Annotated in this window: 24 protein-coding genes and 1 other annotated feature; of the genes, 23 read left to right on the top strand and 1 reads right to left on the bottom strand. The window is 43.1% G+C overall.

Going from position 1 to position 22,100, the window contains the following annotated elements; all coding sequences use genetic code 11:
- Window positions 1-115: 115 nt before the first annotated feature.
- From PW220_RS06810 to PW220_RS06725, 18 genes are all read left to right on the top strand, one after another.
- On the top strand, window positions 116-2,290 hold the full coding sequence (locus PW220_RS06810) for a copper-translocating P-type ATPase (RefSeq protein ID WP_248049538.1): 2,175 nt from the start codon (window positions 116-118) through the stop codon (window positions 2,288-2,290).
- 173 nt (window positions 2,291-2,463) lie between these two features.
- Entirely contained in the window at window positions 2,464-4,011 is a 1,548-nt protein-coding gene (gene cls / locus PW220_RS06805) for a cardiolipin synthase (protein WP_248055048.1), read from the top strand.
- 105 nt (window positions 4,012-4,116) lie between these two features.
- Window positions 4,117-6,330, top strand: a complete 2,214-nt coding sequence (gene recJ / locus PW220_RS06800; RefSeq protein WP_248055049.1) for a single-stranded-DNA-specific exonuclease RecJ — start codon at window positions 4,117-4,119, stop codon at window positions 6,328-6,330.
- The gene (locus PW220_RS06795) at window positions 6,330-7,466 is read left to right on the top strand and encodes a DUF3114 domain-containing protein (protein ID WP_248055050.1); all 1,137 of its coding nucleotides are present in this window, start codon (window positions 6,330-6,332) and stop codon (window positions 7,464-7,466) included. The genes recJ and PW220_RS06795 overlap by 1 nt, the downstream gene beginning before the upstream one ends.
- A 26-nt stretch (window positions 7,467-7,492) precedes the next feature.
- Entirely contained in the window at window positions 7,493-8,005 is a 513-nt protein-coding gene (locus PW220_RS06790) for an adenine phosphoribosyltransferase (protein WP_044690593.1), read from the top strand.
- Window positions 8,006-8,106: 101 nt separating this feature from the next.
- Window positions 8,107-9,048, top strand: a complete 942-nt coding sequence (gene metA / locus PW220_RS06785) for a homoserine O-acetyltransferase MetA (protein WP_248055051.1) — start codon at window positions 8,107-8,109, stop codon at window positions 9,046-9,048.
- A gap of 16 nt (window positions 9,049-9,064) precedes the next feature.
- Complete coding sequence (locus PW220_RS06780) at window positions 9,065-9,739, top strand: DnaD domain-containing protein (protein WP_248055052.1); 675 nt, start codon at window positions 9,065-9,067, stop codon at window positions 9,737-9,739.
- Window position 9,740: 1 nt separating this feature from the next.
- The gene (locus PW220_RS06775) at window positions 9,741-10,427 is read left to right on the top strand and encodes a tRNA (adenine(22)-N(1))-methyltransferase (RefSeq protein WP_248055053.1); all 687 of its coding nucleotides are present in this window, start codon (window positions 9,741-9,743) and stop codon (window positions 10,425-10,427) included.
- Window positions 10,414-11,208, top strand: coding sequence for a Nif3-like dinuclear metal center hexameric protein (locus PW220_RS06770; protein ID WP_248055054.1), 795 nt, complete (start codon window positions 10,414-10,416; stop codon window positions 11,206-11,208). Before PW220_RS06775 ends, PW220_RS06770 begins: the two co-directional genes overlap by 14 nt.
- Before the next feature lie 103 nt (window positions 11,209-11,311).
- Entirely contained in the window at window positions 11,312-12,136 is an 825-nt protein-coding gene (locus tag PW220_RS06765; protein ID WP_248055055.1) for a ZIP family metal transporter, read from the top strand.
- 103 nt (window positions 12,137-12,239) lie between these two features.
- Window positions 12,240-13,109: a glucose-1-phosphate thymidylyltransferase RfbA gene (gene rfbA / locus PW220_RS06760; protein WP_105118096.1), complete on the top strand. Its 870-nt coding sequence runs from the start codon at window positions 12,240-12,242 to the stop codon at window positions 13,107-13,109.
- Window positions 13,109-13,702 (top strand): dTDP-4-dehydrorhamnose 3,5-epimerase family protein, encoded by a 594-nt coding sequence (locus PW220_RS06755; protein WP_105118095.1) that lies wholly within the window; start codon window positions 13,109-13,111, stop codon window positions 13,700-13,702. Before rfbA ends, PW220_RS06755 begins: the two co-directional genes overlap by 1 nt.
- Window positions 13,702-14,187, top strand: a complete 486-nt coding sequence (locus PW220_RS06750) for a phosphoribosylanthranilate isomerase (protein ID WP_105118094.1) — start codon at window positions 13,702-13,704, stop codon at window positions 14,185-14,187. The genes PW220_RS06755 and PW220_RS06750 overlap by 1 nt, the downstream gene beginning before the upstream one ends.
- Window positions 14,188-14,375: 188 nt before the next feature.
- A complete protein-coding gene (gene rfbB, locus PW220_RS06745) occupies window positions 14,376-15,422 on the top strand; it encodes a dTDP-glucose 4,6-dehydratase (protein WP_105118093.1) in 1,047 nt (348 codons plus the stop codon).
- 54 nt (window positions 15,423-15,476) lie between these two features.
- Window positions 15,477-16,328, top strand: a complete 852-nt coding sequence (rfbD, locus tag PW220_RS06740; protein WP_105209421.1) for a dTDP-4-dehydrorhamnose reductase — start codon at window positions 15,477-15,479, stop codon at window positions 16,326-16,328.
- Between the two features lie 88 nt (window positions 16,329-16,416).
- Window positions 16,417-17,565: a beta 1-4 rhamnosyltransferase Cps2T gene (cps2T, locus tag PW220_RS06735; protein WP_105209420.1), complete on the top strand. Its 1,149-nt coding sequence runs from the start codon at window positions 16,417-16,419 to the stop codon at window positions 17,563-17,565.
- On the top strand, window positions 17,562-18,491 hold the full coding sequence (locus PW220_RS06730; RefSeq protein WP_248055056.1) for a glycosyltransferase family 2 protein: 930 nt from the start codon (window positions 17,562-17,564) through the stop codon (window positions 18,489-18,491). The genes cps2T and PW220_RS06730 overlap by 4 nt, the downstream gene beginning before the upstream one ends.
- A 199-nt stretch (window positions 18,492-18,690) precedes the next feature.
- Window positions 18,691-19,179: an EbsA family protein gene (locus PW220_RS06725; protein ID WP_172091680.1), complete on the top strand. Its 489-nt coding sequence runs from the start codon at window positions 18,691-18,693 to the stop codon at window positions 19,177-19,179.
- On the opposite strand, the gene PW220_RS06720 is transcribed toward PW220_RS06725, so the two are convergent.
- Window positions 19,168-19,362 carry a ferredoxin gene (locus PW220_RS06720; RefSeq protein WP_105118088.1) on the bottom strand — a complete coding sequence of 65 codons (195 nt, stop codon included), beginning with the start codon at window positions 19,360-19,362 and terminating at the stop codon, window positions 19,168-19,170. The genes PW220_RS06725 and PW220_RS06720 overlap by 12 nt on opposite strands.
- Window positions 19,363-19,412: 50 nt before the next feature.
- Between PW220_RS06720 and PW220_RS06715 the strand changes: the two genes are divergently transcribed.
- The 5 genes from PW220_RS06715 (at window position 19,413) to rplT (ending at window position 21,945) form a co-directional block, all read left to right on the top strand.
- A complete protein-coding gene (locus PW220_RS06715; RefSeq protein ID WP_105125293.1) occupies window positions 19,413-19,916 on the top strand; it encodes an SAG1386/EF1546 family surface-associated protein in 504 nt (167 codons plus the stop codon).
- 8 nt (window positions 19,917-19,924) lie between these two features.
- Window positions 19,925-20,602, top strand: a complete 678-nt coding sequence (gene cmk, locus PW220_RS06710) for a (d)CMP kinase (protein ID WP_248055057.1) — start codon at window positions 19,925-19,927, stop codon at window positions 20,600-20,602.
- A gap of 26 nt (window positions 20,603-20,628) precedes the next feature.
- Window positions 20,629-20,757 (top strand) — a sequence feature (ribosomal protein L20 leader region).
- A gap of 40 nt (window positions 20,758-20,797) precedes the next feature.
- Window positions 20,798-21,304 (top strand): translation initiation factor IF-3, encoded by a 507-nt coding sequence (infC, locus tag PW220_RS06705; protein ID WP_105118085.1) that lies wholly within the window; start codon window positions 20,798-20,800, stop codon window positions 21,302-21,304.
- Window positions 21,305-21,331: 27 nt separating this feature from the next.
- On the top strand, window positions 21,332-21,532 hold the full coding sequence (gene rpmI, locus PW220_RS06700) for a 50S ribosomal protein L35 (RefSeq protein ID WP_024375714.1): 201 nt from the start codon (window positions 21,332-21,334) through the stop codon (window positions 21,530-21,532).
- 53 nt (window positions 21,533-21,585) lie between these two features.
- Window positions 21,586-21,945 carry a 50S ribosomal protein L20 gene (gene rplT, locus PW220_RS06695; protein ID WP_012028296.1) on the top strand — a complete coding sequence of 120 codons (360 nt, stop codon included), beginning with the start codon at window positions 21,586-21,588 and terminating at the stop codon, window positions 21,943-21,945.
- Window positions 21,946-22,100: the final 155 nt, after the last annotated feature.

Here is a 22,100-nt window from a genome sequence, read left to right as displayed (position 1 = left end):
TGGGTTCACTCCCATTCTAGGTTTTTTTGATCTAATCGGTTGACATTTTTTGACTACAAGTGTAAACTATAATTGTAAATCGATTACAAATGTAGACAGAAATAGGAGTTATCTTATGAACCATTCAAAAGAAAATAAGCAGGAACACCAACATATGATGCATTCTGAGGAAGTTGGTCAGACCAGCCATCATTCTCATCAGCAGGAGCATCCTCATGAAGAGGGGGTTCACGCCAATCATCATTCTGACCATCACGTCCATCACGACCATCATCATGTAGGGAGCTCTGACGTCAGTCATCATTCTCATCATACTCATGATGCTCATCAGCATCACCAAGGGCATGACCATGACATGATGGAGCATGGTGGGCACATGATGCACATGGGGGATATGAATACAAAGCTCAAGGTGGCAGTGGCAGTCATGATTCCCCTACTGGCCATTTCTCCAATTGCAGGTTTCACTCTCTTACGTTTTCCGGGTGTTGAACTTGTCCAGCTGATACTAGGTTCTATTATCTTCTTCTACTCAGGTACGCCTTTCTTTAACGGAGCGAGAGGGGAATTACGAGCTAAAAAACCTGCAATGATGACCTTGATTTCCATGGGGATTATTGTTTCCTATCTTTACTCAGTTTATGCAACAATTTTAGCGCTATTGGGACAAGAAAGCATGAACTTTTGGTTTGAGTTGTCTACGCTGATTGTCATTATGCTGATTGGGCACATTATTGAAATGAAGGCGGTTATGGGAGCAGGGGATGCCCTGAAAGACTTGGCCTCTCTCATTCCGAAAAAAGCCCATCTCAAGGATGGGACAGATGTTGCTGTAGAGGACTTACAGATTGGGGATTTCCTCCTAGTCAAGGAAAATGAAAAAATTCCGGCTGACGGTAAGATTTTGAGTGTTGCTCATATTGATGAATCCATGATTACTGGGGAATCTCGAGCTGTCAAAAAAGAGGCGGGGGATAGGGTATTCGGTGGTTCGCTCAATCAAAACATGCCCTTTGAAATGGAAGTGACCAGTCTTGGTAAGGACAGCTTTTTGGCGCAGGTGACCGAAATGGTCCGTCAAGCGCAAAACCAGAAATCCAAGCTTGAAAATATGGCTGACCGCGTAGCCTCTTGGCTCTTCTATGCAGCTTTAATTGTGGGGATTTTGGCCTTTATTTATTGGACCATGACGGCTAATCTTGCCTTTGCCTTGATGATGGCAGTTTCTGTTTTTGTCATTGCCTGTCCGCATGCCCTTGGTCTAGCCATTCCCCTTGTTGTGGCGCGATTGACCACGATTTCTTCAAAAAATGGTCTTTTGGTTCAGAACCGAACAGCTCTTGAACAGGTTAACCAGATTCGGTTTGCCTTGATGGATAAGACCGGAACCTTGACCGACGGAAAATTTCAAGTTCGCCACAGTCAAGATTTGGTTGAGGGAGCGGATGCGCTGGCCAAAATGGCAGCATTAGAAGTTCTTTCAACCCACCCAATTGCCCTTTCGATTGTGGAGGCGGCAGGTCCACTTTTCTATCAAGCAGAACGGGTTGAGAATATCCCTGGTAGTGGGATTCGAGGCGTCTTGGATGGAAGGATTTATGAAATTATGTCCTACAGAGGTCTGCAGGAAATAGGTTTGTCAGTGGATCAGGACGTGATTGCTCCCTATCTTGATTTGGGTCTAACCTTGAGTTTTTTGGTGACTGATCATGTGGTCTTGGGATTTGTAGCCTTGGGCGACCAGATAAAAGAAGATGCTAAAGATTTTGTAGCAGGCTTGAAAGCGCAGGGTATTAGTCCTGTGATGTTAACGGGAGACAATCCAGCTACCGCACAAAAAGTAGCCATTCAGTTGGGCATAGAGGATTACCGAGCTGAACTTAAACCAGAGGATAAGGCAAAACTGGTCAAGGACTATCAGGCGCGTGGGGCAGTTCTTTTCATCGGCGATGGGGTCAATGATTCGCCTGCTCTAGCGACGGCAGATTTAGGCTTTGCCATTGGCGCAGGAACTTCTGTTGCCATCCACTCTGCAGACGTGGTCTTGGTTCAATCCAATCCATCAGCAGTCTTGGATATGTTGAGCATTGCCAAGACAACCATCCGCAAAATGAGGCAAAATCTCTGGTTTGGGGCAGGATACAACATCATTGCCATTCCTTTAGCTGCTGGAATCCTTTATCCAAGCATGGGCATTATGGTGGATCCTTTATTGGCGGCCGTGCTCATGAGTCTATCGACGGTTATTGTCGCTATCAATGCTATGGGTTTACGTTACGGTAAACCGTAGAAATTTTGACAGATAATATATATAAGTAAAACACCGGTCTATGTCGGTGTTTTATGATGTAGGAGATAGGGGTGCTGTTTTCAAGTAAGAACTGCGAGAAATCTACTGCGATAATTAGTAGGATATTTGACTATAATCTGGTATAATGGGAAAAAACATCGTGAGAGTGTAGTATGAAAAAATTGTGGAAAATTATTTATAGTCGGGTTTTTATAGTTCTTGCCCTTTTATTATTGACAGTCTTTGCGATAGTTTGGGTGGTTGGCTCACTAGCAGTCTATGTCCCAGCTATCTTGACGGCATTACAAGTTTTTTCTATTATTGTAGCCATTTCCATCATCAATCGCCCAATGAACGCCAGTTTCAAGTTGACCTGGATTGTTTTTGTCATCGGATTTCCTGTTTTTGGAGCCCTCTTTTACTATATTCTCCAATCTAACATTGAAACCCGTCGCTACCGTAAAACGTTTCAACATCAGGCAAATTTATTGGGACAGTATGGAAAGACTTCTGATAAGGTTATGAATGGCTTGGCTAAAGAAGACAGAGAGCAGCTGAAACTGGCCCACTACATGAGCGAGTATGTTGGTTATCCACTTCATACCAATACAGATGCGGTTTATTTTTCGTCAGGCGAGGCCAAGTTTGAAGCTCTTCTTGAGGAGTTGAAAAAAGCAGAGCAGTACATCTTTATGGAGTACTTCATTGTTGATGAAGGTTTTATGTGGGAGTCTATCTTGGACATTCTCAAGGAAAAGGCTGCTCAAGGTGTAGAAGTCCGATTTATGTATGACGGAATGAATTCACTCAGCAATCTCCCATATTTTTACTATAAAAAATTGAGGAGTTTTGGCATACAGACTAGGGTTTTCTCACAGATTATTCCCGCCCTTTCTACCGTTCAGAACAACCGTGATCACCGTAAAATTGCGGTCATTGATGGTAAGGTGGCATTTACAGGCGGTGTCAACATTGCAGATGAATACATTAACAAGATAGAACGTTTTGGTCACTGGAAAGATGCAGCAATCATGGTCAAGGGCGAGGCCGTTTCCAACTTTACTCTCATGTTTTTGCAGATGTGGAACCACAATGAGAAAAAGCCAACGGATGATTTGAAATACTTGAAAGCGGCGCGTGAGGCGGAAGTGGAAGAAGTGACAGGTCAAGGTTATTTTCTGGCCTACGGTGAAAATCCCTTCGATAATGATGAGGTTGCCAAGCGGGTCTATCTGGATATGATCCAGTCCGCAACGGATTATATCTACATTATGACTCCATATCTGGTCTTGGATGACGAGATGATTGATAACCTGACCTATGCTGCTAAACGTGGTGTACGGGTTAAATTACTCTTACCGCATATCTATGACAAGCAGTCAGCTTATTTGGCCGCTCGGATGGATTTTAGAACTTATTTAGAAGCGGGCATTGAGATTTATGAATACACACCGGGCTTTGTCCATTCAAAAGTCGTTTTGGTGGATGATAAGAAGGCAACTGTTGGAACGGTCAATATGGATTTCCGTTCTTTCTATCTCAACTTTGAGTGTGGCTTGTATGTTTACAATCACAAGCAAGTTCTGGCAGATATTTTAAAGGATTTCGAAGACTCCTTTGCCCAGTCTGAACGGATTACCCTAGTCGGTTTTGAAAATACTTATCCTTGGTATAAGCGTTTAGCTGGTGCCTTGATGAATATTATCTCTCCATTATTATAAATACAAAATAGACAGGTAGAAAATCTAGATTAGAGTTGACTTTCTACCAGTCTATTTTTTATTTTAAATGGTATAATGGTAAGACAGCTTAAAGGAGTGAAAAACGTGATAAAACCCAACTATGACTGGCAATTATTGACCGGTTTTTCTGATGAACAATTTATCAAAATCGCAAAAAAAGAAGGATTGGATCCCGTAGCAGCAAAGTTACTCTACGAACGAGGCGTTCAAACGGCTGAAGAGTTACAGGCCTTTTTACAACCAAGCCTTGAAGATCTTCATGACCCTTACCTACTTCACGATATGGACAAGGCGGTAGAGCGGATCCGTCGGGCTATTGAAGATTATGAACAAATCTTGATTTATGGGGATTATGATGCGGACGGGATGACCTCGGCATCAATCCTCAAGGAAACCTTGGAAGAAATGGGGGCAGAAGTCCAGGTCTATCTTCCAAACCGCTTTACAGATGGATACGGTCCCAATCAATCGGTTTACAAGTATTTTATCGAGCAACAGGGCATTTCTCTGATTGTGACGGTGGACAATGGCGTAGCGGGTCATGAAGCCATTGCCTATGCTCAGGAAATGGGTGTAGATGTTGTCGTGACGGACCACCATTCCATGCAGGAAACCCTTCCCAACGCCTATGCCATTGTTCACCCAGAACATCCAGAGGGAAACTATCCCTTCAAACACCTAGCTGGTTGTGGTGTGGCCTTTAAACTAGCCTGTGCTCTTCTTGAAACGGTTCATGCAGACTTGCTGGACTTGGTCGCAATTGGTACTATCGCTGATATGGTTAGCCTAACAGGCGAAAATCGTGTCATGGTCAAGTATGGTCTGTCACTTCTCAAACAGACTGAGCGAGCAGGCCTTCAGGAATTGATGAAGATTGCAGGAATTGATGTAGATAGCCTTGACGAAGAAACTGTTGGTTTCCAACTTGCTCCGAGATTGAATGCCCTGGGGCGTCTGGACGATCCAAATCCAGCCATCGAACTTTTGACTGGTTTTGATGACGAAGAAGCCCATGAGATTGCTCTCATGATTGATAGTAAGAATGTCGAGCGCAAGGATATCGTTCAAGCCATCTATGATGAGGCCAAGTCCATGCTTCGCTCTGATAGACCTGTTCAAGTTTTGGCCAAAGAGGGCTGGAACCCAGGTGTTCTAGGAATTGTGGCAGGCCGTTTGCTAGAAGAATTACACCAGCCTGTCATTGTCTTGTCCATTGAAGATGGTAAGGCCAAGGGATCTGCCCGCTCGGTTGAGGCTGTGGACATTTTCCAGGCCCTCAAAGACCATCAAGATCTCTTTATCGCTTTTGGTGGCCATGCGGGTGCGGCTGGAATGACCTTGGAAGTGGAAAAACTGGACCAGTTGGCAGATACTCTAGCAGCCTACATTACTGACAATAAGCTGGACCTTTCAAGCAAGTCTTCTCTGATTTTAGATGAAGAATTAGACTTAGAAGAATTGACTCTGGACACTCTCAAGTCCTTTGAAAAACTGGCACCCTACGGGATGGACAATAAAAAACCAGTTTTCTATGTCAAGGATTTCCAAGTAGAATCTGCACGGACCATGGGGCAGAATAATGCCAACCTCAAACTTCGTATTACTAAAGGGGCAGCTGGATTTGATGTGGTGGCCTTTGGCAAGGGCAATTTAGCCCTAGAATTTTCACAGGCCAAAGACCTAGAGTTAGCTGTTACTCTTTCTGTTAACAAGTGGAATGGCAATACCAGCCTTCAGTTGATGCTGGTAGATGCTAGGGTCAATGGTGTCCAGCTCTATAACATTCGCGGTAAACAACATCAGCTGCCAGTTGGCATTCCTGTTTTGGATTTAGACAACTCCAAGACGGATGAAAAAGCCATTGTTCTAGCAAGTTTGCCTGAAGACATCAGCAGTCTGCGCAGCTATTTCCAAGAAAATGAATTTGAGGCTATTTACTTTAAAAATGAAATTGCCAAGCCTTACTATCTGGATGGTTATGGCAGTCGGGACCAATTTGCCAAATTGTACAAGACTATTTATCAGTTTGACGAGTTTGATGTGCGCTATAAATTGAAAGATTTGGCTGCTTACTTGAAAATCAAGGACACCCTGTTAGTGAAAATGATTCAAATTTTCCAAGAATTGGAATTTGTGACCATTACGGACGGTGTCATGCGGGTTAACAAGGAGGCACAAAAACGGGAAATCTCAGAAAGTCAGATTTACCAAGACTTGAAAGAAACAGTTATCCAGCAAGAATTGATGGCACTTGGCACTGTTCAGGAAATTTATGACTGGCTGTGTGGTCAAGCTTGATGATGCCTGTATTTCTCGGTCTTCTGCTTTTATTGCTTATCTTTGTGTATTTTTGGCACATCAATCGCCGGAAAAAAGACTTGGAAGCCTTGGAAGAAGTTGAACCAGTCCGGCAAGCCTTGACAGTATTGAGGAGCAGAGGGTGGTCAGAAAAGGCAATTTACAAGGCATTTCTTAAAGATTTGCTGAAAATGCCAAAAGCAGAAATTCCAGTATCTGTCCAAAACTTCATGGATGAGCTTTCGATTTTTGCCTCGACCAGTTTTTACAAGTTGTTAAAGGCTGAAAGTTGGTCTATGACCAAAGAAAAAGCACGGAGTTTGCTAGAGCAGATTATGGAGATCTTGGAAGCTCCAGGAGAACTACACCAAAGCCACCTGCCTGACTTGCTAGGGAAAATAGACGGTAACTGCCCTCCCCACCATTCTTTCTGGCACTTGTTTGCTGACTTAATTGACAAGGCCTTTCCTGGTCAGGAGCTGGCGGAGAATGGTGAACTGAGCAAACAAGTCCATCAATTGCGCTATCTGATTTCCTACCAGCAGGCGACTTGGGTGCGTCAGCACTATGGACAAGGAAAATCAGATTGGCAGGCCTTGGTAGCCTACCTAGCTAGCCGGCCTGTTTGGTCCTATCGTTTGAGGGAATCTGCCCGCCTGCATAATAAGCAATTATTTGCTAGGGATGAGAAGCAAAACTTACCCATCAATCTCAAGGTCTTGATTGGATTTCATAGCGAATTCATCCTGGCGCAAGATGGACAATTTGCCTTGATTTTAGAAGAAAGACCTTCTAAAAACGGTGTTGTTAATGGAGCCTCTTTCAATTATGCCAGAGCCAATAATAAGCGCCACTACCAGTTAGATATGGCTCCAGTCGGTCCGCATGACCCTCCTTTTCGTAAGAAAATGATTAGGTCTAAAGCTGGGACTTACCTTTCTCCTACTCGCATTTCTAAACATGAAAGCAAGTTTAATCAGACAGCTTGGGAACAATCCTATTTCAATTCCCAAGGCTATTTTTCCCATAAGGGACATAGCAGAGCTGCGCTTGTGGCTAGCTTGAGTAGGCGTTTTGCCAAAGATATAAGATTTGAAATGTACCAAAAACTAATTTCATGGTATAATAAAGAGTAAAACTAAAAATTTAAAGAGAGATGAAAATGAACTTAAAAGATTACATCGCAACCATTCCTGATTATCCAAAAGAAGGTATCGAATTCCGTGACATCAGTCCTTTGATGGCTGATGGCAACGCTTATAGCTATGCCGTGCGTGAAATTGTTCAGTACGCGACTGACAAGCAAATCGATATGATTGTTGGTCCAGAGGCGCGTGGTTTCATCGTGGGATGCCCAGTTGCTTTTGAATTGGGTATTGGTTTTGCTCCAGTTCGTAAGCCAGGCAAATTACCACGCGAAGTTATTTCAGCTGACTATGAAAAAGAGTACGGTGTGGATACCTTGACCATGCATGCGGATGCGATTAAGCCAGGTCAACGTGTTCTTATTGTTGATGACTTGTTGGCAACTGGTGGTACTGTCAAAGCGACCATCGAAATGATTGAAAAACTTGGTGGTGTTGTAGCAGGCTGTGCCTTCTTGATCGAGTTGGATGATCTCAAGGGTCGCGAAGCAATCGGTGATTACGACTATAAAGTCTTGATGCATTATTAAGATTGTTATAGCCAAAACTTATAACTGGTACTTATTTTATTCTAATTGAATTGTATAACAACCTGTCTTATAATATATATAAGAAACTCAGGAGGTTGCTTATGCCGATTAAAATTGAAAAATCATTACCAGCAGTAGATATTTTGAGAGAAGAGAATATTTTTGTCATGGACAGCGTCCGTGCCAGTCACCAGGACATTCGTCCTATCAAGATTTTAATTCTCAATCTCATGCCACAGAAAATTGTGACGGAGACTCAGCTGCTCCGTCTTTTAGCAAACACACCCTTGCAATTGGAAGTGGAATTTCTATACATGGCAAGTCATGAGTCAAAAAATACTCATTCGGATCACTTGGAGCAATTTTATAAGACATTTGAACAGGTCAAGGATGAGTTTTTTGATGGTTTGATTGTCACAGGGGCACCAGTGGAGAATTTAGCATTTGAAGAAGTAGATTATTGGCAGGAGCTAGTTCAAGTCTTCGAATGGTCTAAGGCCCATGTTTATTCAACCCTACATATTTGTTGGGGGGCGCAGGCTGGTTTATATGCTCGCTATGGCGTGCCAAAACACTCCATGGCAAGAAAATTATCAGGTGTTTATTGTCAAGAGGTAACCTCCCCTACTTGTTCTCTCATGCGTGGATTTGATGACGAATTTCGGTCACCACACTCACGCTACACAGAGGTCAAGGAAGAGGATATTGCCCATCTAGATGACTTGTTGATTTTGTCACAGGGCAAGGATGTGGGGTTGTCAATTTTAGCTAGCAAAGACTTGAGAGAAGTCTATAGTTTTGGGCATCTGGAATATGACAGAGATACATTGGCCAAAGAATACCAGCGGGATTGCTTGGCAGGCAAAAATCCTCATATACCAGAAAATTACTTCAAAGAAGATGATCCTACAAGCAGACCATCCTTGTCCTGGAACCTGCCAGCAGCACAATTCTTTACCAACTGGATCAACTATGCTGTCTATCAGGAAACACCTTATGATTGGAAAACCTTTGAGCAGTCAGCCCTTTCAGCAAGTCTTTAGTCTATAAAGAGGAAATATGAACTATTCACAGCAATTTCGGCAGGGACAACTGGTCCTTCCTGCAGCGATTTTATTTCATTATCAGGAGCTTTTTCCATCAGCAGATGATTTTTTGGTCTGGCAATTTTTCTTTTATCAAAATACATCACCGCTAGAAGCCTTGGCTCCTAGTGAGATTGCTCAGGCAATCGGCAGGACTGTTGCCCAGGTCAACCAGTCTATTGAAAATTTGCAAGAAGCTGGCCTATTGGACTTTAAGACCATCAGCATTGCTGGTGAAATTGAAATGATTTTCGATGCCTTTCCGGCCTTAGAAAAGTTAGATGAGTTATTAGCTCCTAAAGAAGCAGAACAATTCCTTCCAGCTGAAAATGACTTGAAAACCATGGTCGGTGAATTTGAACGGGCGTTGGGGCGCCTCTTGTCGCCTTATGAAATTGAGGATTTGCAGAAGACAATCGAAGATGATAAGACTTCTGTTGACTTGGTTCGGGCCGCCTTAAAAGAAGCTGTTTTTAACAATAAAACCAATTGGAAATACATCCAGGCTATTTTGCGCAACTGGCGTCGGGAGGGCATCACAAGTGTCGCTCAGGTAGAAGCTAAAAATGCAGAAAGAGAAGGCCAACAAGCTAAAAATGTGACAGTTTCAAGTGACTTTTTGGATGCCATGTGGATGTGGAAAGATTAAAATGGAAACAAGATTATCAAAAAGACTGGCAACAGTCGCAGACTATGTGCCCCAAGGGGCTCGACTAGCAGATGTAGGGAGTGACCATGCTTATCTCCCTCTTTTTTTGGTGGAACAGGACAGAATTGAATTTGCGGTCGCTGGTGAGGTGGTTCAAGGTCCCTACCAGTCAGCTCTTCAAAATGTTGAGCAGGCAGGGCAGTCAGACAAGATTTCAGTTCGCCTCGCAAATGGTTTGGCAGCAGTGGAGCAGGTTGATCGAATTAGCACCGTGACCATTGCGGGAATGGGAGGTCGTCTGATTGCGGATATTCTTGAAGCTGGAAAAGATAAACTTGTGTCTGTAGAACGTCTGATTTTACAGCCCAATAATCGTGAAGACGATGTCCGTCGTTGGTTAGTCGCCCATGATTTTCAGATTATTGCAGAGGAAATCTTGGAAGAAAATGACAAGATTTATGAAATCTTGGTGGCGGAGAAAGGCAAGTCAGATTTAACTGCTGACCAGTTGCGGTTTGGCCCTTGTTTGCTGATAGACCAGTCTGCAACCTTCCAGAAGAAGTGGCTCAAGGAGCTGGACAAGTTGGCCTACGCCTTGGAACAAGTGCCCCTTGAACGCCAATCTGACCGCTCTGCCATTTCCCAAAAAATCCAACAAATTCAGGAGGTGCTTCATGTTAGCAAGTAAAGTGATCGAGCGTTATCAGGCTTTTTGTCCGCCATCTCTGGCTATGGAGGGCGATGTGAAAGGGCTGCAAATCGGTACGCTCAAGAAGGACATTCGTCGGGTCATGGTGGCTCTGGATATCCGTGAAACGACGGTGGCGGAGGCTATTGACAAGCAGGTGGACTTGATTATCGTTAAGCATGCTCCGATTTTCCGTCCGATCAAGGATTTGGTGGCGGACAATCTTCAGACCAAGATCTATCTGGATCTGGTTAAGCACGATATTGCGGTCTATGTTAGCCATACAGATATAGATGTGGTGGATGGCGGTCTCAACGACTGGTTCTGTGAGCTTCTGGACATTCAGGACACCACTTATCTGATTGAAACGGCCGAGGGGCAGGGGCTTGGTCGTGTGGGGACAATAGCAGAGCAGACCTTGGAGGAGTTGGCCTTGAAAGTTAAGGACGTTTTTGGTCTAGATGCTGTCCGTCTGGTGACTTATGGTCATCAAGCTCAGCAGTATGTCAGCCGTGTGGCCATCTGTGGTGGTAGTGGCGGCTCTTACTACCATGAGGCTCTTGCCAAGGGGGCAGATGTTTACATCACAGGCGATATTTACTACCATACGGGTCAGGATATGCTCACCCAGGGTTTGCTGGCCATTGATCCTGGTCATCATATTGAAGCCTTGTTTATCAAGAAAATTGCAGATTTACTGGAAACTTGGAAGGCAGAAGAAGGTTGGGACGTGGAAATCCTTCCATCGACCGTATCAACCAACCCATTCAGACACCTGTAAAAGTCACGGAAGCGTGGCTTTTTTATTCGTTTCTTGATTTTATAGACCAGTTAAGGTATCCTAATACATATAACATGCATGAGTAAAGAGAAGGAGTTTTTGAATGGCTTGGTTTACAGAACAGTCTGTGGTGTTACAGGCTTTGCTTGGTGGTTTATTTACATGGTTTTGTACCATTCTTGGTTCAGCCATAGTATTTTTCTTTAAGACGGTTAGTCGGCGCTTGCTGGATACCATGCTTGGTTTTGCAGCAGGTGTCATGATCGCGGCTTCATTCTGGTCCTTACTGGCTCCCTCTATTGAATATGCGGAGGCCTCCTATGGCAGTCTAGCCTGGATTCCTGCGGCAGTTGGCTTTGCTGTTGGCGGTATTTTCTTGCGCTTGGTCGATGCTTGGGTTCCTCATTTGCACTTGGGGCGTGACAAAGAGCAGGCAGAAGGTGGAGATGAGAAGAACAGAAAAAATCTGTCTAAGACAGCTTTGCTATTTTTAGCCATCACCATCCATAATATTCCAGAAGGCTTGGCAGTTGGTGTGACCTTTGGCGCCTTGGCTTCTAATTACAGTCCAGCTGCCTTTGTAGGTGCTTTAGGACTTGCTGTCGGTATTGGTTTGCAAAACATTCCAGAAGGTGCAGCCTTGGCCATTCCTATTCGGACGGATGGTGCCTCACGTTGGAAAGCCTTTTATTGGGGCTCCATGTCCGCCATTGTTGAGCCGATTGCAGCTCTGCTTGGTGCGGTAGCCGTGACCTATATGACACCTATTTTGCCCTATGCCCTTTCATTTGCTGCGGGGGCTATGATTTTCGTTGTAGTGGAAGAGTTGATACCTGAATCACAAACAAACGGCAATACAGATATTGCAACACTTGGGCTCATGGCAGGCTTTATCATTATGATGGTCTTGGAGGTGGCACTCGGTTAATAAATAAGAGAGGGAGGTCTGATGTTCAGGCTTTTTTCTTATGACAATATTTCTGAAAATATGGTATAATGAACTGATATTAAATGAGGGAAGGTACTCTTATATGAAAGGTATTATTCTGGCAGGTGGGTCTGGTACTCGCCTTTATCCACTAACTCGTGCAGCTTCCAAGCAGTTGATGCCCATTTACGATAAACCAATGATTTATTATCCTTTATCTGTACTTATGTTGGCGGGGATTAAAGAAATCTTGATTATTTCAACACCTCAAGATTTGCCTCGTTTTAAGGATATGTTGGGCGATGGTTCGGAATTGGGGATCTCTCTTTCTTACGCGGAACAACCAAGTCCAGATGGCTTGGCACAGGCCTTTATCATCGGTGAAGACTTTATCGGTAATGACAATGTAGCCTTGATTTTGGGCGACAACATCTACCACGGAAATGGTTTGACCAAGATGTTGCAACGTGCCGCAAGCAAAGAAAAAGGTGCGACAGTATTTGGTTATCAAGTCAAAGACCCAGAACGCTTTGGTGTTGTGGAGTTTGATGCAGACATGAATGCGATCTCTATCGAAGAAAAACCAGAAGTGCCAAAATCAAACTTTGCGGTTACTGGCCTTTACTTCTATGACAATGATGTAGTAGAAATTGCTAAAAATATCAAACCGTCCCCTCGTGGTGAATTGGAAATTACAGATGTCAACAAGGCCTACCTAGATCGTGGTGACTTGTCTGTGGAACTCATGGGCCGTGGTTTTGCCTGGTTGGATACAGGTACGCATGAAAGCCTACTAGAAGCGGCCCAGTACATCGAAACAGTTCAACGCTTGCAGAATGTTCAAGTAGCGAACTTGGAAGAAATTGCCTACCGCATGGGCTATATCACTAAAGAACAAGTGCATGAATTGGCGCAGCCACTTAAGAAAAATGAATACGGACAATACTTGCTCCGTTTGATTGGAGAAGCCTAATGACAGAAAATTTTTTCGGTAAAACACTAGCCGCTCGACCAGTTGATGCTATTCCAGGAATGTTAGAATTCGACATTCCAGTTCACGGAGATAACCGTGGCTGGTTTAAGGAGAACTTCCAAAAGGAAAAAATGTTGCCGCTCGGCTTCCCTGAAAGCTTCTTCGCAGAAGGAAAATTGCAAAATAATGTTTCCTTCTCCCGCAAAAATGTTCTCCGTGGTCTTCACGCAGAGCCTTGGGATAAATACATTTCAGTAGCAGACGGCGGTAAGGTTTTGGGAACTTGGGTCGATCTTCGTGAAGGAGAGACCTTCGGTAATACCTACCAAACTGTTATCGATGCCTCAAAAGGTATCTTCGTTCCTCGTGGCGTAGCCAATGGTTTTCAAGTTTTGTCAGACTTCGTGGCTTACAGTTACTTGGTCAACGACTACTGGGCTTTGGAACTCAAGCCTAAGTATGCTTTCGTCAACTACGCTGACCCTAGCCTCGATATCCAGTGGGAAAATCTAGAAGAAGCAGAAGTTTCAGAAGCAGATAAAAATCACCCACTCCTCAAAGACGTCAAGCCTTTGAGAAAAGAGGACCTCTAATGTTTCAAGCCTTTTTGGAAATAGCAGAGCAGTTAAACAAGTTAGGGATTACTCCCTTGTTAATGGGCTCAGTTGGCTTGGAAAGGCGAACAGGGAGGGACTGGCAGGCAGGAGATTTAGATATTCATGTTCCAAGTGATCCACGTGGCTGGGAAGCCCCAGACGACCAACGGATTTATCAGGCGGACGCCTTGATTTCTATGATGAACCAACTAGGTTATGTCCTTGTTGACCGTCATGAACATGAATTTCATAAAGATGGCTTATCTGTTGAATTCGGAGGTCTACATTCACTGCCTGAATTTGCTGGTGTAGAGCTAGAAGATTTGGAAGAACTAGAAACAGCAGGTGCTCGCTACTACCTACCGACACTTGAACAATACCTGAAAATCTACCAAGCCTCCTCTAAAGATTCCTACCGTGCAGAAAACAATAATCAAAAAGACTTTGCTAAGATTACTTACTTGAGGGAAATCTTGAGGTAAAAAAAGCGAGCGAAGCGAGCAGTTCTGTATGTCATCGCCGTAGTGAGAAGCCCCTTTGCTTTGCTAAGGAGCGGGGGAAACCATGGGACCTTAAGCTCATGGTTTGGTAATGAAATACCTTGGTGGTTGCTTACGACCCCACTACCTAAGATGATACACAAAAAAGAAAAAACTTTTCGGAGAAAAAAATGTCTCAATTTAAAAATATTATCGTAACTGGTGGAGCTGGTTTCATCGGTTCAAACTTTGTACACTATGTTTTTAACAATCATCCAGACGTTCACGTAACTGTTTTGGATAAACTCACTTATGCAGGAAACAAGGCTAACTTGGAAGCTATTCTTGGTGACCGTGTTGAGCTTGTTGTTGGTGATATCGCAGATGCTGAATTGGTTGACAAATTGGCTGCTAAGGCAGATGCCATTGTTCACTATGCGGCAGAAAGCCACAACGACAACTCTCTCAACGATCCAAGCCCATTTATCCATACCAACTTTATCGGTACTTATACTCTTCTTGAAGCGGCTCGTAAATACGACATCCGTTTCCACCATGTATCAACAGATGAAGTGTACGGTGACCTTCCTTTGCGTGAAGATTTGCCAGGTCATGGCGAAGGTCCAGGCGAGAAATTTACTGCGGAAACCAACTACAACCCATCATCACCTTACTCATCAACCAAGGCTGCATCCGACTTGATTGTCAAAGCATGGGTACGTTCATTTGGTGTCAAAGCAACGATTTCAAACTGTTCAAACAACTACGGTCCTTACCAACACATCGAGAAATTTATCCCACGCCAAATCACCAATATCTTGGCAGGTATTAAGCCAAAACTTTACGGTGAAGGCAAGAATGTTCGTGACTGGATCCATACCAACGACCACTCAACTGGCGTTTGGGCAATCTTGACAAAAGGCCGTATGGGTGAAACCTACCTGATCGGTGCTGACGGAGAGAAGAACAACAAAGAAGTGCTTGAATTGATTCTTGAAAAAATGGGTCAACCAAAAGACGCTTACGATCATGTAACTGACCGTGCAGGACACGATTTGCGCTATGCTATTGACGCAAGCAAACTTCGTGATGAACTTGGATGGACACCACAATTTACAGATTTCTCTCAAGGTTTGGAAGAAACTATCCAGTGGTATACAGATAACCAAGACTGGTGGAAGGCTGAAAAAGAAGCTGTTGAAGCCAATTACGCAAAAACACAAGAAGTTATTAAATAAGACAATTGAAGGCTGGGGCTTTGGCCCAAGCCTTTCTTGAAACGAGGAGTAAATATGATTTTAATTACAGGTGCAAATGGTCAGTTGGGAACTGAGTTGCGTTACCTCTTGGATGAACGTGGTGTCGAGTATGTTGCTGCTGACGTAGCAGAAATGGACATCACAGATGCAGAGAAAGTAGAAGCCTTCTTTGCAGAAATCAAGCCAAGCGTTGTCTACCACTGTGCAGCCTATACAGCGGTTGATATGGCAGAAGACGAGGGCAAGGAACTCAACTACAAGATTAACGTAACAGGCTCTGAAAATGTCGCCAAGGCAGCCGCTAAATACGATGCGACCCTTGTCTATATCTCAACAGACTACGTCTTCAACGGTGAGTTGCCAGTTGGCCAAGAGTGGCAAGTAGATGACCAACCAGATCCGCAATCTGAATATGGTCGTACCAAGCGTCTGGGTGAAGAAGCGGTCGAGAAATTCGCAGACAAATTCTACACCGTTCGTACTGCCTGGGTCTTTGGTAACTATGGCAAAAACTTTGTCTTTACTATGCAAAACCTTGCGGAAAGCCGGGACACCTTGACAGTTGTCAATGACCAACACGGTCGCCCAACTTGGACCCGTACCCTTGCGGAATTTATGGTTCACTTGGTTGAAACTGGTCAAGAATTTGGCTATTATCATTTGTCAAACGATGCAGCAGAAGATACAACCTGGTTTGACTTTGCGACTGAAATCCTCAAAGATACTAATACCAAAGTATTACCAGTGGATTCTAGCCAATTCCCAGCCAAGGCAAAACGTCCATTCAACTCAACTATGAATTTGGATAAGGCCAAGGCGACAGGCTTTGATATCCCAACTTGGCAAGAAGCCTTGGAAGCATTTTATAACCAAGCTAAGAAATAAGGGAAGCGAGCACCGACTCGCTTTTTCTATGAAATCCAACTCAAATTATGGTATAATAGCCTGATTATATTTTCTAGAGTTAGGTCTTATGAAACACATTTTTATCATCGGTAGCCGTGGTTTACCTGCCCAGTATGGAGGTTTTGAAACCTTTGTCGAGCAACTGGTTTCCAACCAAGTCAGCCCCCATATCCGCTACCATGTGGCCTGTCTGTCGGACAGCAGTCACCACCAACACACAGAATACAAGGGGGCGGATTGCTTTACGATTAACCCTCCCAAGCTGGGCCCAGCCCGCGTCATTGCCTACGATATGATGGCCATTTCCTATGCCTTGGATTTGGTCAAAGCCCAAGGGATTGAGCAGCCGATTTTCTATATTTTGGGAAATACCATAGGTGGCTTTATTGCTCCCTTTGCTAAGAAGATTCACTCTGTGGGCGGAATTTTATTTGTCAATCCTGACGGCTTGGAATGGAAACGTAGCAAGTGGTCCAAACCTGTCCAATCCTATCTAAAATACGCTGAAAAGCTCATGGCAAAACATGCAGACTTATTGATTGCCGATAATGAAGGTATTGAAAATTACATTCAGACTTCCTATCCAGGAACAAGTACACGTTTTATTGCTTACGGAACGGATTTAAGTCCGACAGACTATCAAGCAGATAGCCAAGCTGTTTTAGATTTTTTTGGACAATGGAACTTGATTGAAAAGGGTTATTATTTGATTATCGGTCGCTTTGTTCCTGAAAATAATTATCTGACCGCTATCAAGGAATTTATGGCTAGTTCGACCGAGCGTGATTTGGTCATCGTTGCCAATCATGAGGGTTCTGCTTATTTCCAAAAGCTTGAAGAGGAAACAGATTTTTCACGGGATAAACGGATTAAATTTGTCGGAACTGTCTATGATAGCAATCTGCTCAAGTATTTGCGAAACCAATGCCGTGCCTATATTCATGGACATGAAGTGGGCGGAACCAATCCCAGCCTGCTCGAGGCTTTGGCTCAGACCAACGAAAATCTCGTTCTAGGTGTTGATTTTAACCAGAAAGTAGCCCTGAATGGCGCCCACTATTGGTCTAAGGAACAGGGCAATCTAGCTGAACTGATTGACAGTATTGATGGACAAGCAGAAGCAGAGGAACTTGGACGGATTGCCAAAGAGCACATGAGTACTGCTTATACTTGGGAAAAGATAGTCCAAGAATACGAGGAATTATTTTTACAATGAAAGTAAACATACTGATGTCAACCTATAATGGTCAACAGTTCTTGGCTGAGCAAATTCGCTCTATCCAAGAGCAGACTTTTTCGGATTGGACATTATTGATACGAGATGATGGTTCTAGTGACCGAACGAAAGACCTGCTTCAAGAATTTGCAAGACAGGACAGTCGTATTCGTTTGATAGATCTTGAGGAACAAAAAAATATAGGGGTGATAAAAAGCTTTCATCGCCTGGTTCAGTATGAGAAGGCTGATTATTATTTTTTCAGTGATCAAGATGATGTCTGGTTGCCTGACAAGCTGGAAGTCAGTTTGCAGGAAGCCCGATTATATCCGACTGACCAGCCTCTCATGGTCTATATGGATTTGACCGTCGTCAACCAAGACTTGCAAGTCATGACCGAGAGTATGATCCGTTCCCAGTCCCACCATGCCAATACTGAGTTGGTGCAAGAATTGACCGAGAATACGGTGACTGGTGGTGTTGCCATGATCAACCATACCCTAGCAGAACTGTGGTCTGGAACAGAAGACGTTTTGATGCATGACTGGTACTTGGCTTTGTTGGCATCGGCTTTGGGTAAACTGGTTTTTATTGACAAACCTGGAGAACTCTACCGCCAACATGCGGATAATGTTTTGGGAGCCAGAACTCTCTCTAAACGATTTAAAAAATGGATTCGTCCCCATATTTTATTCAAGGTTTATTGGGATTTGATAAAAAATAGTCAAAAACAAGCCAGCTTTTTGCTTGATAAGCCCTTATCGCCAGCTCATAGGGAGCTTGTTGAAGCCTTTGTGACCATCATGGATAAACCAATGTTGGAACGGTATCAGACTTTGAAGAAATATGGCTTGAGAAAAAACAAGGCTTTTCACACCTTCGTGTTTACAACACTAATTGTGACAAAATTTGCTTATAAGGAATGATATACAAAATATTTATAAAAAACTTATTTTTTGTTTATCGTAATGGTTGAAGTAGTAATATCAAAATATTTCAAACAGATTACATTTTTTTACGCTAAAGCAAATATTGTCATGTAAATGTAATAAAAAATTTCAAAAACAAGAGATTTTCATAGGAAAATCTCTTGTTTTGTGCTAGAATAATAGATGGAGGTCCGATATGATCAAAATTTTTGGTAAAATTCGTTACCATTGGCAACCAGAACTTTCCTGGGGCATTATATACTGGTCACTTACCTTCATTCCACTTTTCATGAGCATGACCCTGTTGCTGGAAAAACTACGCGTGTCAGGAATATTTCTTTTACTAATATTTCTATTTTTACTCTTAGTGATCTTAGGATTACACAGGTATTTTGAAATAAAAGAAAGCCAATTGCGCATTGTATCGGCTAATTTATTTGCCATACAAGATATAGAAATTGCTCAGATAACCAAAGTGGAAGTTTCCTATATTGCTGTCCGCATCTTTTCCAATGAATTTCCTGAAGGAAAGGTCTATCATATGCGAAAATGGCCTAAAAAATTTTTTGTAAATCACTTAGCTCTACATCCTGCATTTTCGGGGGAAGTTGTGTTGTCTGACCATTTGTTGAAGCAAGATTACTTCGAAATTTATTATGCAAAAAAAGCCAAATCAATCAATTGAAATGGCTTTGGTAGGGCAGGATTTGATGGCTTCGAGTATGTCGGGAGTTAGGTCGCTATCTCTTTCTAGGTTCTTTCTATCTGAAAAAATCACAATACCGTCGTCATCATAATCAAACACAGGTGAATAGGTTTGGCATAGCCCACAGGCAATGCACCGTTCAGGAATAAGTTTTATTTTCATACTATTATTTTAATCATATTTTTAGAAAAAAACAAGGAGTTGTCCCGAGAATGTCACAAGAGCCATGGAATGAAGAAGTGTATCAAACAGCTGCAGCAAGTCGTAAAGACCGCTTGAGTAAAGGATTGGCAAGTACGAAAGTATTTACCGTACTGGCTATTATTTTCTTTATCATTGTCATCATTATAGGGGCAATTGCCTTCTATCTATCTGTTGGTGGCAGTAAGACGGATTCGACGAAAGAGTTTTACAATCCAAGCAATGCTGCGGTGGTAGCAGAAAGTTCAACTGTCCCTACGGAAACGACGACTGAAACAGAAGTCACAGAAACAGAGGAAACGGAAGTGATAGATACAGCTGAAACTACGGAAACTAGCTCAAGCTTGACAGAAGCTGCAGATGGTTCTACCCTAACAGTTCAAGCAGGGGAGGGAGTTGGAGCATTGGCGGCACGTGGTGGTATTTCCATTGCTGAGTTAGAGCGTTTAAATCCTGAAAAAATGGCGACAGGTTCTTGGTTGGCTCACCCAGGTGATATTGTCCGCATTAGATAAGAGGTATTATGAAATCCATTCAAATTGCTATTGATGGTCCTGCATCGAGTGGCAAGTCAACCGTTGCCAAGATTATCGCTAAAGATTTTAGCTATACTTACTTAGATACAGGAGCCATGTACCGTTCTGCGACTTATTTGGCCTTGCAAAATGGTATTGATGTCACTGACCAAGATGGTATTGTGACCTTACTTGCTCAACATCCTATTCGTTTTGGTAGGGATGCGCAAGGGCAACAACAGGTATTTGTTGGTGAGCAGGATGTTACCTTGCCCATTCGGGATAATCAAGTAACTAACAATGTGTCGGCAGTTGCGGCACTTCCCTTGGTACGAGAAGAGTTGGTTCGCTTGCAACAGGAGATTGCCCAAGCGGGCGGCATTGTTATGGACGGCCGTGACATTGGTACAGTCGTCTTGCCTCAAGCTGAACTTAAGATTTTCCTGATTGCCTCAGTAGAGGAGCGTGCCCTTCGTCGTTTTAAGGAAAATACGGAACGTGGCATCGAAACAGATTTGGAAATCTTGAAAGAGGAGATTGCAGCTCGTGACCTGAAAGACAGTACTCGGGAGATTTCACCTTTGAAAGCTGCTGACGATGCCATCACATTTGATACAACAGGTGTATCCATCGAAGGTGTAGTGAAATTTATTTCAGAAAAAGCGAAAGAAATTCTTGACAAGTAGTTTTGGACGTGTTAGAATAGTCGTATTGAGAAAAGCAGAAGTGAGAGCTTCTCGCCTTGCGACTAACGTTGTCTGGCTCTACGGATTAAGATTTCTTCGGAAAGAATAATGGTGTAGTGCGGACTTGTTTAGCAAGTCCGTTTCGTTTTTCTCGAAAAATATAAAATGAGGTGAAAAGCCATAGCAAAGCAAGATTTGTTCATCAATGATGAAATTCGAGTGCGTGAAGTTCGTCTTATCGGTCTTGAGGGTGAACAGTTGGGAATCAAACCGCTCAATGAGGCTCAGGCCATTGCTGATAGCGCAAACGTGGATTTAGTATTGATTCAACCGCAAGCTAAACCACCAGTAGCTAAAATTATGGACTACGGTAAGTTCAAATTTGAATATCAGAAAAAGCAGAAAGAACAACGCAAGAAACAAAGTGTTGTCACTGTAAAAGAAGTGCGTCTAAGCCCAGTTATTGATAAAGGGGACTTTGACACAAAACTTCGTCATGCCCGTAAATTCCTTGAAAAAGGAAATAAGGTTAAGGTTTCGATCCGTTTCAAGGGTCGTATGATTACCCACAAAGAAGTTGGAGCGAAAGTATTAGCTGAGTTCGCCGAAGCAACCCAAGATATTGCTATTATCGAACAACGTGCTAAGATGGACGGACGTCAAATGTTTATGCAATTGGCCCCAGCTTCAGATAAAAAATAAGCTTTTTACGCTAAAAGGAGAATTAAAATGCCAAAACAAAAAACTCACCGCGCATCAGCTAAACGTTTTAAACGTACAGGTTCTGGTGGATTGAAACGCTTCCGCGCTTATACTTCACACCGTTTCCACGGTAAAACTAAAAAACAACGTCGTCACCTTCGTAAAGCAGGTATGGTACATGCTGGTGACTTTAAGCGTATCAAGTCAATGCTTACACAAATGCGCTAATCTCGCATCAGTATTGCACAATTACTTTTTTGAATTATTTGGAGGAAAATTAAATGGCACGTGTTAAAGGTGGCGTTGTTTCTCGTAAACGCCGTAAACGTATTTTAAAATTAGCTAAAGGTTACTACGGAGCTAAACATCTCTTGTTCCGCACAGCGAAAGAACAAGTAATGAACTCTTACTACTATGCATACCGTGATCGCCGTCAGAAAAAACGTGATTTCCGTAAATTGTGGATCACTCGTATCAACGCGGCTGCTCGCATGAACGGTTTGTCATACTCACAATTGATGCACGGTTTGAAATTGGCTGAAATCGAAGTAAACCGTAAAATGCTTGCTGACTTGGCAGTGAACGATGCAGCAGCATTCACAGCTCTTGCTGACGCAGCAAAAGCAAAACTTGCTAAGTAAGTCTTCTATAGATTGCTTTAAAAAAAGAGAGAACGATAGGTTCTCTCTTTTTTGCTTTATAGAGGGAAAATGATATGGGAAAGTTGGAAAAACTTTATAGGAAGGAAAAAGATTCCATTAATAATTCAACAATTGCCCTGAGATGGTAACACGAA

Origin of the sequence: Streptococcus sp. 29892 (assembly GCF_032594935.1) — a bacterium.
Classification (GTDB): Bacteria; Bacillota; Bacilli; order Lactobacillales; family Streptococcaceae; genus Streptococcus; species Streptococcus hyiners.
This window is presented reverse-complemented; position numbering and strand designations above follow the sequence as displayed.

Excerpts from the sequence above, each read along its gene's own strand:
- PW220_RS06810 (WP_248049538.1), top strand. The coding sequence starts at position 116 with ATGAACCATTCAAAAGAAAATAAGCAGGAACACCAACATATGATGCAT.
- cls (WP_248055048.1), top strand. The coding sequence starts at position 2,464 with ATGAAAAAATTGTGGAAAATTATTTATAGTCGGGTTTTTATAGTTCTT.
- PW220_RS06795 (WP_248055050.1), top strand. The coding sequence starts at position 6,330 with ATGATGCCTGTATTTCTCGGTCTTCTGCTTTTATTGCTTATCTTTGTG.
- PW220_RS06790 (WP_044690593.1), top strand. The coding sequence starts at position 7,493 with ATGAACTTAAAAGATTACATCGCAACCATTCCTGATTATCCAAAAGAA.
- metA (WP_248055051.1), top strand. The coding sequence starts at position 8,107 with ATGCCGATTAAAATTGAAAAATCATTACCAGCAGTAGATATTTTGAGA.
- PW220_RS06780 (WP_248055052.1), top strand. The coding sequence starts at position 9,065 with ATGAACTATTCACAGCAATTTCGGCAGGGACAACTGGTCCTTCCTGCA.
- PW220_RS06775 (WP_248055053.1), top strand. The coding sequence starts at position 9,741 with ATGGAAACAAGATTATCAAAAAGACTGGCAACAGTCGCAGACTATGTG.
- PW220_RS06770 (WP_248055054.1), top strand. The coding sequence starts at position 10,414 with ATGTTAGCAAGTAAAGTGATCGAGCGTTATCAGGCTTTTTGTCCGCCA.
- PW220_RS06765 (WP_248055055.1), top strand. The coding sequence starts at position 11,312 with ATGGCTTGGTTTACAGAACAGTCTGTGGTGTTACAGGCTTTGCTTGGT.
- rfbA (WP_105118096.1), top strand. The coding sequence starts at position 12,240 with ATGAAAGGTATTATTCTGGCAGGTGGGTCTGGTACTCGCCTTTATCCA.
- PW220_RS06755 (WP_105118095.1), top strand. The coding sequence starts at position 13,109 with ATGACAGAAAATTTTTTCGGTAAAACACTAGCCGCTCGACCAGTTGAT.
- PW220_RS06750 (WP_105118094.1), top strand. The coding sequence starts at position 13,702 with ATGTTTCAAGCCTTTTTGGAAATAGCAGAGCAGTTAAACAAGTTAGGG.
- rfbB (WP_105118093.1), top strand. The coding sequence starts at position 14,376 with ATGTCTCAATTTAAAAATATTATCGTAACTGGTGGAGCTGGTTTCATC.
- rfbD (WP_105209421.1), top strand. The coding sequence starts at position 15,477 with ATGATTTTAATTACAGGTGCAAATGGTCAGTTGGGAACTGAGTTGCGT.
- cps2T (WP_105209420.1), top strand. The coding sequence starts at position 16,417 with ATGAAACACATTTTTATCATCGGTAGCCGTGGTTTACCTGCCCAGTAT.
- PW220_RS06730 (WP_248055056.1), top strand. The coding sequence starts at position 17,562 with ATGAAAGTAAACATACTGATGTCAACCTATAATGGTCAACAGTTCTTG.
- PW220_RS06725 (WP_172091680.1), top strand. The coding sequence starts at position 18,691 with ATGATCAAAATTTTTGGTAAAATTCGTTACCATTGGCAACCAGAACTT.
- PW220_RS06720 (WP_105118088.1), bottom strand. The coding sequence starts at position 19,362 with ATGAAAATAAAACTTATTCCTGAACGGTGCATTGCCTGTGGGCTATGC.
- PW220_RS06715 (WP_105125293.1), top strand. The coding sequence starts at position 19,413 with ATGTCACAAGAGCCATGGAATGAAGAAGTGTATCAAACAGCTGCAGCA.
- cmk (WP_248055057.1), top strand. The coding sequence starts at position 19,925 with ATGAAATCCATTCAAATTGCTATTGATGGTCCTGCATCGAGTGGCAAG.
- rpmI (WP_024375714.1), top strand. The coding sequence starts at position 21,332 with ATGCCAAAACAAAAAACTCACCGCGCATCAGCTAAACGTTTTAAACGT.
- rplT (WP_012028296.1), top strand. The coding sequence starts at position 21,586 with ATGGCACGTGTTAAAGGTGGCGTTGTTTCTCGTAAACGCCGTAAACGT.